This is a genomic window from Thiohalophilus sp., from assembly GCF_031581315.1.
In the GTDB taxonomy this organism is placed as follows: domain Bacteria; phylum Pseudomonadota; class Gammaproteobacteria; order UBA6429; family Thiohalophilaceae; genus Thiohalophilus.
Map to the genome: position 1 here is coordinate 1 of NZ_JAVLAZ010000073.1, position 12134 is coordinate 12134.

14 protein-coding genes and 1 tRNA gene are annotated in these 12134 nt (G+C 58.8%); all 15 read left to right on the forward strand.

Annotation, left to right across the window (positions count from 1 at the left end; all coding sequences use genetic code 11):
• Positions 1 to 140: 140 nt before the first annotated feature.
• The 15 genes from RI563_RS10260 to RI563_RS10330 all read left to right on the forward strand — a co-directional run bounded on the left by RI563_RS10260 (position 141) and on the right by RI563_RS10330 (position 12126).
• Positions 141 to 890, forward strand: coding sequence for a YebC/PmpR family DNA-binding transcriptional regulator (locus RI563_RS10260; RefSeq protein WP_310694287.1), 750 nt, complete (start codon positions 141 to 143; stop codon positions 888 to 890).
• 182 nt (positions 891 to 1072) lie between these two features.
• Complete coding sequence (gene ruvC / locus RI563_RS10265; protein ID WP_310694288.1) at positions 1073 to 1600, forward strand: crossover junction endodeoxyribonuclease RuvC; 528 nt, start codon at positions 1073 to 1075, stop codon at positions 1598 to 1600.
• 228 nt (positions 1601 to 1828) lie between these two features.
• Positions 1829 to 2443, forward strand: coding sequence for a Holliday junction branch migration protein RuvA (gene ruvA, locus RI563_RS10270; RefSeq protein ID WP_310694289.1), 615 nt, complete (start codon positions 1829 to 1831; stop codon positions 2441 to 2443).
• Positions 2444 to 2482: 39 nt separating this feature from the next.
• Positions 2483 to 3535 (forward strand): Holliday junction branch migration DNA helicase RuvB, encoded by a 1053-nt coding sequence (gene ruvB, locus RI563_RS10275; protein WP_317622881.1) that lies wholly within the window; start codon positions 2483 to 2485, stop codon positions 3533 to 3535.
• Between the two features lie 175 nt (positions 3536 to 3710).
• Complete coding sequence (gene ybgC, locus RI563_RS10280; protein WP_310694291.1) at positions 3711 to 4115, forward strand: tol-pal system-associated acyl-CoA thioesterase; 405 nt, start codon at positions 3711 to 3713, stop codon at positions 4113 to 4115.
• Positions 4116 to 4283: 168 nt separating this feature from the next.
• Complete coding sequence (tolQ, locus tag RI563_RS10285) at positions 4284 to 4961, forward strand: protein TolQ (RefSeq protein ID WP_310694292.1); 678 nt, start codon at positions 4284 to 4286, stop codon at positions 4959 to 4961.
• Between the two features lie 2 nt (positions 4962 to 4963).
• On the forward strand, positions 4964 to 5404 hold the full coding sequence (gene tolR / locus RI563_RS10290) for a protein TolR (protein ID WP_310694293.1): 441 nt from the start codon (positions 4964 to 4966) through the stop codon (positions 5402 to 5404).
• A 2-nt stretch (positions 5405 to 5406) separates the two neighbouring features.
• Positions 5407 to 6252: a cell envelope integrity protein TolA gene (tolA, locus tag RI563_RS10295; RefSeq protein ID WP_310694294.1), complete on the forward strand. Its 846-nt coding sequence runs from the start codon at positions 5407 to 5409 to the stop codon at positions 6250 to 6252.
• Positions 6252 to 7571 carry a Tol-Pal system beta propeller repeat protein TolB gene (tolB, locus tag RI563_RS10300; protein WP_310694295.1) on the forward strand — a complete coding sequence of 440 codons (1320 nt, stop codon included), beginning with the start codon at positions 6252 to 6254 and terminating at the stop codon, positions 7569 to 7571. Before tolA ends, tolB begins: the two co-directional genes overlap by 1 nt.
• Before the next feature lie 26 nt (positions 7572 to 7597).
• Positions 7598 to 8146: a peptidoglycan-associated lipoprotein Pal gene (pal, locus tag RI563_RS10305; protein ID WP_310694296.1), complete on the forward strand. Its 549-nt coding sequence runs from the start codon at positions 7598 to 7600 to the stop codon at positions 8144 to 8146.
• 1 nt (position 8147) lies between these two features.
• Positions 8148 to 8990, forward strand: coding sequence for a tol-pal system protein YbgF (gene ybgF, locus RI563_RS10310; RefSeq protein WP_310694297.1), 843 nt, complete (start codon positions 8148 to 8150; stop codon positions 8988 to 8990).
• Positions 8991 to 9659 (forward strand): 7-carboxy-7-deazaguanine synthase QueE, encoded by a 669-nt coding sequence (queE, locus tag RI563_RS10315; protein ID WP_310694298.1) that lies wholly within the window; start codon positions 8991 to 8993, stop codon positions 9657 to 9659. It begins immediately after the preceding gene.
• 149 nt (positions 9660 to 9808) lie between these two features.
• Positions 9809 to 10483, forward strand: coding sequence for a 7-cyano-7-deazaguanine synthase QueC (gene queC / locus RI563_RS10320; protein WP_310694299.1), 675 nt, complete (start codon positions 9809 to 9811; stop codon positions 10481 to 10483).
• Between the two features lie 196 nt (positions 10484 to 10679).
• Positions 10680 to 11942 carry a YeeE/YedE family protein gene (locus RI563_RS10325; protein ID WP_310694300.1) on the forward strand — a complete coding sequence of 421 codons (1263 nt, stop codon included), beginning with the start codon at positions 10680 to 10682 and terminating at the stop codon, positions 11940 to 11942.
• Between the two features lie 108 nt (positions 11943 to 12050).
• Positions 12051 to 12126, forward strand: a tRNA-Lys gene (locus tag RI563_RS10330).
• The last annotated feature ends 8 nt before the right edge of the window (positions 12127 to 12134 follow it).

The window sequence follows — 12134 nt, forward strand, 5'->3', positions numbered from 1 at the left end:
CAACTGCCAACTGCCAACTGCCAACTGCCAACTGCCAACTGCCAACTGCCAACTGACAACTGGCCCTAGGCCCTGATCCCCGCACACATTAATGTTAAGATCGCCGCTATCGAAAGTTAACGGAACATCACGAGGTACCCATGGCCGGACACAGTAAATGGGCCAATATCCGTCATCGCAAGGCCGCGCAGGATGCCCGTCGCGGCAAGCTGTTCACCAAACTGATTCGCGAGATTACCGTCTCGGCCCGGGAAGGGGGCGGCGATCCGGAAACCAACCCGCGCCTGCGTACGGCCATCGACAAGGCCCTCTCGGCCAATATGACCAAGGACACGATCGAGCGGGCGGTTAAACGTGGCAGTGGCGATCAGGACGGGGCCAATTATGAGGAAGTCCGCTACGAAGGTTACGGCCCTGGCGGGGTGGCGATCATGGCCGATTGCCTGACTGACAATCGTAACCGCACCGTCTCTGAGGTACGCCATGCCTTTACCAAAAACGGCGGCAACCTCGGTACCGACGGCTCGGTCGCCTATCTGTTTTCCAAACTGGGCACCCTGAGTTTTCCTCCTGGCAGTGATGAGGACACCATCATGGAAGCGGCGCTGGAGGCGGGCGCCGAGGATGTGGTCACCAGCGAGGATGGCAGTATCGAAGTGACGACCGCCCCCGAAGATTTTCTCGACGTCAAAAGCGCCATGCAGGAAGCGGGTCTGGAGCCGGAAATGGCGGAAGTGACCATGCGCGCCGCCACCAATGTGGATCTGCCTCTGGAAGAAGCCGAACAGGTAATGAAACTGGTGGACATGCTCGAAGACCAGGACGATGTGCAGAACGTCTACACCAACGCCGACTTCTCCGACGAGGTCCTCGAACAGCTCGGCCAATAAGCCCGGTGCGGCCGCTCAAAAGTCCGCAAATGAACGCCAATACACGCAAATCTTTCTGAACATAATTACTTATCTTTTTGCGTTGATTCGCGTTCATTAGCGGATTCTGTTGAATGTTACCAATAGCAGAATCTACCTAAAATCAGATTTATCTATGATTACGTATCCTGTACTCTTTTTGGATGACGCGCATTCTGGGCATTGATCCCGGTTCCCGACTGACCGGTTTTGGCATTATCGAGATGCAGGGTTCGCGCGCCCTGTGGATCAGCAGTGGCTGTATACGCACCGCCGATGGCACGCTGGATACCCGTCTCAAGACCATTTGCCAGGGGCTCGAAGCCCTGCTCGAGGAGCATCGCCCCGACGAGGTGGCGGTCGAGCAGGTGTTCATGCATCGCAATGCCGATTCCGCGCTCAAGCTGGGCCAGGCGCGGGGAGCGGCGATCAGCACGGTAGCGCTGCGCTCCCTGCCGATGAGCGAATACAGCCCGACGGAAATCAAAAAAGCCATCGTCGGCAAGGGCAGTGCCGCCAAGGCCCAGGTCCAGCATATGGTTCAGCACCTGCTCGGCCTGAACAAACTCCCCCAGGAAGATGCCGCCGATGCCCTGGCCGTCGCGCTGTGTCATGCCCATCTGCGCCAGAGCATGCAGCAATTATCGCCCCGCTTGCCGGCGGGCGTGCGCCGCTTGCGGCGCCGCCGTTAGCGAGGTTTCTGGGAAACAACGCGGAGGACGCAGAGGCGCGGAGACGCGGAGGTAAAATTAATCTGGATTGGTCCGTGGCAGCCCATATTCCGAGACAATTTTTCTCTGCCCGGATCCGGGACAAACATCATATCTTCTCTGCGGCTCCGCGCCTCCGCGAACTCCGCGTTAATTCCAGAGAACCCAAGAAATGGTACAGTTAGGCAAAATTCAATCAGGAGCCAACAGGTGATTGGGCGTATTCAGGGGATTCTGGTCAGCAAGCAGCCGCCGCAGTTGCTGGTGGATGTGCACGGGGTGGGGTATGAGATCGAGGCGCCCATGTCGACCTTTTATCAGTTGCCGGAGATTGATCAGCCGGTGACCCTGCAGACCCACCTGGTGGTACGCGAGGATGCGCAGCAGCTGTACGGGTTTGCGAGCGAACAGGAACGGCGCCTGTTCCGCAGTCTGATCCGGGTCAACGGCGTGGGGGCCAAGCTGGCCCTGGCAATCCTCTCGGGCATGAGCGCCGGCGAATTTGCCCGCTGCGTGCACGACAACGACAGCCGCAGCCTGGTCCAGCTGCCCGGGGTGGGGAAAAAGACCGCCGAGCGGCTGATCATGGAAATGCGCGATCGCCTGGCCGACTGGGAGGACGAGGAGCTGGCGGCCACGCCGCCGGCCGGCGGTGTCGCTCCGGCGGCCGGTTCGCAGGAGGCCGACCGGGAAGCGGTCAGCGCCCTGATTGCCCTGGGCTACAAGCCCCAGGAGGCCAGTCGCATGGTCCAGTCGGTGGACAGCGAGGGGCGAAACAGTGAAGATATTATCCGCGCCGCCCTGAAAGCGGCGGTAAGTCGTTGATATTATAATTATTTCAAAACAGGCACCTGAAACTCGATGATTGAAAACGATCGCCTGATTGCCGCCCATGAGCAGGGCGCCGAAGATGCCCTGGATCGGGCCATCCGGCCGGCCCGGCTGGCCGATTACGTGGGCCAGGCCGTAGTGCGCGAGCAGATGGGAATTTTCATTGAGGCGGCGCGCAACCGCGGCGAATCGCTGGACCATGTGCTGATCTTTGGCCCCCCCGGGCTGGGCAAGACCACGCTCTCGCATATCATCGCCAACGAGCTGGGGGTGAACATGAAGCACTCCGCCGGGCCCGTGCTGGAACGTCCCGGCGATCTGGCGGCATTGCTGACCAATCTGGAACCCCACGACGTCCTGTTTGTGGATGAAATCCATCGTCTGAGTCCCGTGGTCGAGGAGATCCTCTATCCGGCCATGGAGGATTATCAGATCGACATTATGATTGGCGAAGGGCCGGCGGCCCGTTCCATCAAGCTGGATTTGCCGCCCTTTACCCTGGTTGGTGCCACTACCCGTGCCGGTCTGCTGACCTCGCCCCTGCGGGATCGCTTCGGCATCGTGCAGCGGCTGGAATTTTACAGCCCGGAAGATCTCCTGCGTATCGTGCGCCGTTCCGCGCAGATTCTCGAAGTAGAGATTGAGGATGAGGGCGCACTGGAGATTGCCCGTCGCTCCCGCGGTACACCGCGGATTACCAACCGGTTGTTGCGCCGTGTGCGCGACTACGCCCAGGTCAAGTCGGACGGGCGTATCAGCGCCGCCGTGGCTCACGAGGCGCTGGACATGCTGGATGTGGACAACCACGGTTTTGACATGATGGATCGCAAACTGCTGCTGACCATCATCGAGAAATTCAGTGGCGGACCGGTGGGCATTGATAACCTGGCGGCCGCCATCGGCGAGGAGCGTGGCACCATCGAGGATGTGCTCGAACCCTATCTGATTCAACAGGGCTTTATGATGCGTACCCCGCGCGGGCGCATGGCGACCCGCCACGCCTATCTCCACTTCGGCCTGCCCGCGCCGACCCCCGAGTCTGCGGCCAGTTCTATGGAACTGTTCGATCAATCAAACGATTTGTGAATGATTCCAGTAAAGACATCAGAAGGTCCGGAACTTAGTCCGCAAATGAACGCGAATAAACGCAAATTAAATTAGTCTGTTTATTTGTTGTTTATTCGCGTTCATTTGCGTTTATTTGCGGATAACGTCAGATTTAACTGACAGGGATGCTAATTACACATAGAGGTTGTGAAGCGTGAACGAGTTCCTATGGCCGGTGCGGGTTTATTATGAAGATACGGATGCCGGCGGGGTGGTGTATTACGCCAATTACCTCAAGTTCATGGAACGGGCACGTACCGAGTGGCTGCGCACGCTGGGATTCGAGCAGGATGAACTCATTGCGCAACACAATGTCCTATTTGCCGTACGCCGGGTCACGCTCGATTATCGTCAGCCGGCCCGGTTTAACGACAAGCTGCTCGTCAGTGCCAGTGTGACGGAAGCCGGCAAGGCCAGTCTGACGTTTACGCAGGCCATCCGCCGGGAAGCGAACAATGTCCTGTTGTGTGATGGCCAGGTCAAAATCGCCAGTCTGAATGCGCTAACGTTCAGGCCTCGCACGATTCCGGAGGAGCTGCAACGGAAACTGGTCGTTTGATGGCCGGTCCGTGAACATATCTGCCAATTCAGAAGACATCGTGCGGTGTGTTCGGGGTCGTCGGGGGTATCGAATACGTCTGTGCGAGACATAAACCTGTATTCCAGGCGTAACAAAGTCCATTACCAGGCCCATAACAATAAATAGAGGAAATACACGTTGCCGGAAATGTCGATTACCCACCTGATTTTCGAAGCCAGCTTTGTTGTGCAGCTGGTCATGCTGTTATTGCTGGTCGTCTCGATACTCTCCTGGACACTTATCTTTTTTAAATACGCGGTGATTAAACGGGCACGGGCGGCCGCCGATCAGTTTGAACGGCGTTTCTGGTCCGGCGTGGATCTGGGCGAGCTGTACAAGCGACTCTCCAGTCGGCGGGCCCGGCTGGAAGGGATGGAGCTGATCTTTGAGTCCGGCTTCCGTGAGTTTGCCCAGCTGCGCAAGAATCGCAATGTGGATTCGATGGCCGTGATTGAAGGCGCCCAGCGGGCCATGCGGGTCGCTCTGAATCGTGAGATCGACCGCCTGGAAAACCATCTCTCCTTTCTGGCGACGGTTGGCTCCACCAGCCCCTATGTCGGCCTTTTTGGTACTGTCTGGGGCATTATGAATTCGTTCATGGGACTGGGCGCGGTCAAGCAGGCTACCATTGCCACCGTGGCCCCGGGGATTGCCGAAGCATTGATCGCCACGGCGATGGGACTGTTTGCGGCAATTCCGGCCGTGGTTGCCTATAACCGTTATTCCAATGATGTGGAACGATTGATCAGCAAATACGATATTTTCGCGGAAGAGTTCTCCAGCATCCTGCAACGTCAAACCCATACCGGCAGCGCGACGGAATAGTCATGAAAGTCACCAGCGGGCGAGTCAAGCGCAAACGCATGTCGGAGATCAATGTGGTGCCCTACATTGATGTCATGCTGGTGCTGTTGATTATCTTTATGGTGACGGCACCCCTGCTGAGCCAGGGGGTCGAAGTCAGTCTCCCCGAGTCGAGTGCGAAAACCCTGGATGAGACCGAGGAAGAACCGCTGGTGGTGTCGGTGAATCGTGCCGGGGACTACTTTCTCAATCTCGGCGAGCAGACCGATACACCGCTGGATAGTGAAACGCTGGTACAACGGGTCAGGGCGGTATTGTCCCAACGCAGCGACAAAACCGTGTATATCAAGGGTGACCGGGAGGCTCGTTACGGTCAGGTGGTGGCGATGATGGCGTTACTGCAGGAGTCCGGAGTCCGGGATCTGGGACTGGTGACCCGCTCACCGGATGATGCTGATAGCTGATCATGTGGCAAATCATCAAATCGTACCCGCTGGCGGCGCTGGCCGCCGTCATGGTACATGTGCTGTTGATACTGATTCTGATGATCAATATTGACTGGCCATCGGACGAGGCCAGCCCCGGCAAGCAAACCGAGATCGAGGTCATTGAAGCCAGAGCGGTCAGCGAACAGCAACTGGCCGAACGGGAACAACGCATCCGCGATGCCGAACGTCAAAAACGCGAGGCGGAACTGGCCCGGCAACGGGAACGCGAACGTCAGGCCGAGCTGAAAAAACAGCGTGAAGCGGCCGAAAAGCAACGCCGCGAAGAGGCCGCCCGCAAGCAACGCGAAGCCGAATTGAAAAAACAGCGCGAGGCCGAAGCAAAAAAGCGTCGCGAAGCCGAAGCCCGTCGACAGCGTGAAGCGGAAGAACAACGCCGGCGTGAGGAAGCGGCGCGTCAGCAACGCGAGGCCGAGCAACGCCGGGAACAGGAGCGGGCGGAACAGGCCTTGCAGGAAAAGCTGGCGGCCGAAGCCGAGGCGCAGGCCCGGCGCGAACAGCGGGCGGGTCACGAGGATGAGATCAATCAGTATAAAAACCAGATCAAGCAACGCATCACGCGTGTGTGGCGGATTCCCGCCTCGGCCCACAGTAGCATGCGGTGTGAAATTATGGTGAGATTGTTACCCGGTGGCGAGGTGGCCCGGGTCGATATTGTGCGCAGCAGTGGCGACGCCACGTTCGATCGTTCGGTCGAAGATGCGGTGCGCAAGGCCTCACCCCTGCCAGTGCCGGATGTGGAGTCGGGACTGTTCGATGAGTTCCGGGAACTGAAATTTTCATTTGAACCAAAGCATAAACGCTGATGATGTGGATAAAACGCCTTTGTCTGTTGCCTCTGTTATGGCTGCTTGCCAGCCTGCCGGCGCAGGCTGTACTGACCATCGAGATTACCCAGGGACTGGATGATGCCATGCCGATCGCGGTGGTCCCCTTTGCCTGGGAGGGCGAAGGAGAGGCACCGGCGGCGGTCGGCGACATTATCGCCGCCGATCTGCGCCGTAGCGGATTCTTCCGGCCACTGGCCGAAGCCGATCTGATCGCCCGGCCGCATCGCGCGGACCAGGTCAATTACGCCGACTGGCGGGCGCTCAAGACCGATCACCTGGTGGTGGGTCGGATGCTGCCGCACGAGGATGGCGACTATACCGTGCAGTTCCAGCTGCTGGATGTGAATCGCCGGCGGCAGCTGGCCGGCTACAGTCTGCGGGCCAGCGAGTCGGAATTGCGGCGCACGGCGCACCAGATCAGCGATATTATTTACGCCGAAATCACCGGCAAGCCCGGCGCCTTCGATACCTTTATTGCCTATATTACCGTGACCGGTGATCGCACCGACCGGCCGACCTATCAGCTGGCCATTGCCGATTCCGACGGGCATAACGAACAGATTGTCTATCAGTCCCGCCAGCCGGTTATGTCCCCCGCCTGGTCGCCGGACGGGCGGCATCTGGTCTTTGTCTCCTTCGCCCGCGGACGCTCTGAGCTTTATATCCAGAACATCCGAAGTGGCGAACGCCAGCGGGTGGCCGCGTTCGACGGGCTCAACAGTGCGCCGGCCTGGTCGCCCGATGGCAAGTATCTGGCCATGACCTTATCCCGCGACGGTAACCCGGAAATCTATCTGATGAATATCGAAACCCGGACCCTCGAGCGTATCACCCGCAATTACGCCATCGACACCGAAGCGGCCTGGCTGCCCGATGGACGGGGACTGGTGTTTACCTCGGATCGGGGGGGCTCACCGCAGATTTACCGGGTGGCCCTGGATAAAAATCGGCATGCGACCGGGCGCCCCGAGCGCCTCACGTTCGAGGGGAGCTACAACGCCCGCGCCTCGGTTTCACCGAACGGGCGCTATATCGCCATGGTCCATCGCCAGGAGGGCCAGTTCCGCATCGCTGTCCAGGATCAGGAGAGCGGCCTGTTTCGCGTGCTGACCGATTCACGCCTGGATGAGTCGCCCAGCTTTGCCCCAAATGGTAGTATGATTATCTACGCCACCGAGGAGAATTACCGGGGGATTCTCTCCGCTGTTTCGGTGGATGGGCGTGCCCAGCAACGCTTGAGTCTGCAGCAGGGTGACGTCCGCGAGCCGGCCTGGTCACCGTTACGGCCCGAATAACAACGGGGAGTCAAAGGAGAAAAATAATGCGCCAGTTTCTGACCTATCTCGTGCTGACACTGTTTGTGCTGGCGCTGGGCGGTTGCCGCTTTGGCCCGGTCAAGGATCGTGGTGCCGATGTCACCGATCCCACCAGCGAAGAAAGCCAGCAGGAAACCATGGAAGGCGGGGATCTCAGTTTCTCCGGTGACCTGGGCAGCGGTGCCCGGATGGAGGAGTTGAATGATCCGGACAGCCCGCTCTCCAAACGGGTACTCTATTTTGATTTTGACAGCAGCAATGTGACCGGGGAGCAACGCGAGATCATCGATGCCCACGCGGCATTTTTGAGCCGCAATCCCGATGTCAGTGTGGTGCTGGAAGGCCATGCCGACGAACGTGGCACCCGCGAATACAATCTGGCACTGGGCGAGCGCCGCGCCAAGGCCGTGGAACAACTGCTCCAGGTTCAGGGGGTTGCAACGGACCAGATACAGGTAATCAGCTTCGGCGAGGAGCGCCCGGTCGCGCTGGATCATAACGAATCAGCCTGGCGTCTCAATCGTCGGGTCGAAATACTCTACTCCGGCTACTGATATGGTTTGTCGCCTGTCTCGTACCCTGATCGTTTTTCTGGCGCTGGCTCTGCCGGCGCCGTGGCTTGCCGCGCAGGACACTCCCTCGACTGACCAGCGCCTGGAACGGCTGGAGCGACTGGTCGACAGTCAGGGCCTGGCCGATATCCTGATGCGTCTGAACAGCCTGGAGGCCGAGGTGCGCGAGTTGCGTGGCCTCAGCGAGGAGCAGGCGCATACCATTGAAGATCTGAAAAAACGTCAGCGCGAGCTGTACATCGATCTCGATCGGCGCCTGTTACAACTGGAACGTGCCGGCATAAAGACACAGGATGCTCAGTCCCCCGGACAGGAGCCATCGGCTTCAACCTCGGGCAGACGCACAGCTGGCAAGCCGACAGCCTCCGGCAGCGTCACTCCGCAGGAACGCCAGTCCGAACCCCCGTCCCAAACGGTACCCCTGTCGGTCAACAAGAGCGAGCAGGAAGCCTATCAGGAGGCCTTTAATCTGCTGCGGGAACTGGAGTACGACAAGGCCATCGACGCCTTCGACCAGTTCCTGCAAAACTATCCGGACGGGCGTTACGCGCATATCGCCCGTTACTGGCTGGGTGAGGCCAATTACGCGCGACGCAATTACAAACAGGCGATTGTTCATTATCAGAATCTGATCGAGCGTTATCCTGACAGTCCCAAGGTAGCCGAAGCCATGCTCAAGATCGGCTACAGTCACAACCAGCTGGAAGCTTATAAAGCGGCGCGCGATGTGCTCGAAAAGCTGATCGCCAGTCACCCCGGCACCACCGAAGCCAGCCAGGCCCGTAACCTGTTGCAAAAAATCCGCGCCAAACTGAGCGACGGGTAAATGTCACAGAATACGGTCAATGCTGCCGGCGATCGCCTGCGTATCACCGAGATTTTCTATTCCCTGCAAGGCGAGGCCCGCAGCGTCGGCTTGCCGACGGTATTTATTCGTCTGACCGGTTGTCCCCTGCGCTGCGGTTATTGCGATACCAGCTATGCCTTCAGCGGCGGACAATGGTACAGCGTGGCGGCGATACTGGCCGAGGTGAGCCGTTACCAGACCCGGCATGTCACCGTCACCGGCGGTGAACCCCTGGCGCAAAAAAACTGTCCGGCCCTGCTCACGCAACTGTGCGATCACGGTTACAGCGTCAGTCTGGAAACCTCCGGTGCCCTGGATGTCTGCCAGCTGGACCCGAGAGTGATCAAGGTGATGGATCTCAAAACCCCGTCTTCCGGCGAGCAGGACAAAAATCTGTATACCAATATTGACTGCCTGAATCCGCAGGACCAGGTGAAATTCGTCATCGGCGACAGAACCGATTACGACTGGGCTGTGGAACAACTGCAGCACTATAAACTGGCCGGGCGCTGTGAAGTGTTGTTCTCGCCGGTCTTCGAGACCCTCAGGCCCGCCGAACTGGCCGACTGGATCCTCCAGGACCAGCTGCCCGTGCGTTTTCAAGTACAACTGCACAAACTCCTGTGGGGCGACGAGCCGGGGCGATAACGGGTGTAAGATCGATATTGATTATCAGTCCGCAAATAAACGCAAATGCACGCTAACTTTAAACAATGTTGTTATTGGCGTTAATTCGCGTTCATTTGCGGATTCTTTTTCGTCAATCTGAATGAGCGACTCAATGGGAAGCGCAACCGATGAATAAAGCGGTGGTATTGGTGTCGGGCGGGCTGGATTCGGCGACGGCGCTGGCGATGGCTCGCGAGCAGGGCTATGCCTGTTATGCCATCAGTTTCGATTACGGCCAGCGCCATAAATGCGAGCTGGAAGCGGCGCAGCAGGTCGCCCGGTCGCTCGGGGTGGTGGAGCACAAGCTGATGCAGTTGAACATGGACGACCTGGGTGGTTCGGCACTGACCGATGCGAGCATCGATGTGCCGGAGGAGGGCGTTCAGGACGGGATTCCGGTCACTTATGTGCCGGCGCGCAATACGGTGTTTTTATCCCTGGCACTGGGCTGGGCCGAAGTGCTGGACGCCGAAGCGATCTTTATCGGGGTTAACGCGATCGACTATTCCGGCTATCCCGATTGTCGTCCCGAATATATTGACGCCTACCAGCGACTGGCCAATCTGGCCACCCGTCGCGGCGTTGAGGGCCGGCCAATCCGGATCGAGGCGCCGTTGATTCGCCTGAGCAAGGCGGCGATTATCCGTGAGGGCACGCGTCTTGGTGTTGATTACGGCCTGACAACGTCCTGCTATGCCCCGGACACGCAATGCCGCGCCTGTGGCCGCTGTGATGCCTGTCGTTTGCGCCTGGCAGGCTTCGAGGACGCCGGCATCCCGGACCCGACCCGCTACCATTCCTGAACCTTATAGAAATCATCCACTTACCAGGGTGCAAAATGCACCCGTGGTGAAGTGCGGGCTTGTGAAACTGGTCACTTTTGGGGGAAGTCCGTACAATGCCGCCATTTGGTCGGACTTGTGCGGAGGAGGTACCGGTCAGGCCTGGGCGCCCTGCGGGCGAGACTATAATTATGCGTAATTCCAGAGGGGTTGTATCATGACATTCGAAAGCTTTGCTGATGCGCACTGGACGATTCTGTGGCTGGGCTTTGCCGTTGCCTTCGTCATGGGTGCGGTCGTCAATAAAACCAATTTCTGCACCATGGGCTCGGTCTCCGACATGGTCAACATGGGAGACAGCGGCCGTTTCCGGTCCTGGGTGCTGGCGATTGCCGTGGCTATGCTAGGCGTGGCGATTATCGAGGGGATCGGGTTGATCAGCGTCGATCAAACTGTACCGCCATATCGTGCCAGCAACTTTGCCTGGCTTGAATATGTCCTGGGCGGCGTCTTGTTCGGGATCGGCATGACCTATGGCAGCGGTTGCGGCAGCAAGACTCTCATCCGGATCGGCGGCGGCAACATCAAGTCCATTATTGTCTTCGTGGCCATCGCTATCTGTGCCTATTTTATGCTCAACCCGTTCCCGGGCTCCGATCAGACTATCTATTCGCTGATCTTCTATCCCTGGACCAACCCGACTAGCGTCTCGCTGGCGTCCCAGCAGGATCTGGGCAGTCTGCTCGGCCGGGTCTTTGGTTCCGGGGCGGACGTCACCCGCGTCGTGGTCGGGCTGTTGCTGGTGGCCTTCCTGGCCTGGGTTCTGTTCAAGTCCGCGGATTTTCGCAAGAGCTTTGACAATATCCTGGGCGGCGCGGTTGTTGGCCTGGCAGTCCTGGCGGCCTGGTATGTGACAGACGCTGCAGTGATCGATGTCGGCGGCGAGACCTTCACCTGGTCGGGCTATGCCGAACCCAACAACTGGAGCTTCATGGAATCGGGCCAGCCGCCGCGTTCGGTCGGGACCCAGTCCTATACCTTCATTAATCCCGTCGGCCAGACGCTGGGTTATGCCTCCGAGGGCTTTGCCAGCCGTTACCTGACGTTCGGCGTGATGGCGGTATTTGGCGTGATCCTGGGATCCCTTTTCTGGGCGATCATCTCCCGGGGTTTCCGCGTCGAATGGTTCGTCAACTTCCGTGATTTCATCAACCACGTTATCGGCGGGGCGCTGATGGGGATCGGCGGGGTACTGGCCCTGGGTTGCACCGTCGGCCAGGGCATTACCGGTATCTCCACCCTGGCCCTGGGTTCCTTCCTGGCCTTCGGTGGCATCGTGCTCGGCAGTGCCATGACCATGAAGATCCAGTATTACAAAATGGTCTACGAGGATGAAGCCAGCTTCACCAAGGCGTTTGTCACCGCGCTGGTGGACTTCAGGCTGCTGCCCGGGAGCATGCGCAAACTGGACGCCATCTGACGCCGTCCGAGCGGCTCACCGGGGACGGGGTTGCCATTCCCGGTGAGTCCGGTAAAATGCGCGCTTCCTGTCACATCCGGCTCTCACAGGGCCTGTGACAGACTCTTCGGGACGTTAGCTCAGTTGGTAGAGCATCCGGCTTTTAACCGGCTGGTCGAAGGTTCGAGTCCTTCACGTCCCACCATATCGGGG

Coding starts and splice junctions, on each gene's coding strand:
- ruvC (WP_310694288.1), top strand. CDS start 1,073: ATGACGCGCATTCTGGGCATTGATCCCGGTTCCCGACTGACCGGTTTT.
- tolB (WP_310694295.1), top strand. CDS start 6,252: ATGATGTGGATAAAACGCCTTTGTCTGTTGCCTCTGTTATGGCTGCTT.
- tolA (WP_310694294.1), top strand. CDS start 5,407: ATGTGGCAAATCATCAAATCGTACCCGCTGGCGGCGCTGGCCGCCGTC.
- ybgF (WP_310694297.1), top strand. CDS start 8,148: ATGGTTTGTCGCCTGTCTCGTACCCTGATCGTTTTTCTGGCGCTGGCT.
- pal (WP_310694296.1), top strand. CDS start 7,598: ATGCGCCAGTTTCTGACCTATCTCGTGCTGACACTGTTTGTGCTGGCG.
- tolQ (WP_310694292.1), top strand. CDS start 4,284: ATGTCGATTACCCACCTGATTTTCGAAGCCAGCTTTGTTGTGCAGCTG.
- tolR (WP_310694293.1), top strand. CDS start 4,964: ATGAAAGTCACCAGCGGGCGAGTCAAGCGCAAACGCATGTCGGAGATC.
- RI563_RS10325 (WP_310694300.1), top strand. CDS start 10,680: ATGACATTCGAAAGCTTTGCTGATGCGCACTGGACGATTCTGTGGCTG.
- RI563_RS10260 (WP_310694287.1), top strand. CDS start 141: ATGGCCGGACACAGTAAATGGGCCAATATCCGTCATCGCAAGGCCGCG.
- queE (WP_310694298.1), top strand. CDS start 8,991: ATGTCACAGAATACGGTCAATGCTGCCGGCGATCGCCTGCGTATCACC.
- queC (WP_310694299.1), top strand. CDS start 9,809: ATGAATAAAGCGGTGGTATTGGTGTCGGGCGGGCTGGATTCGGCGACG.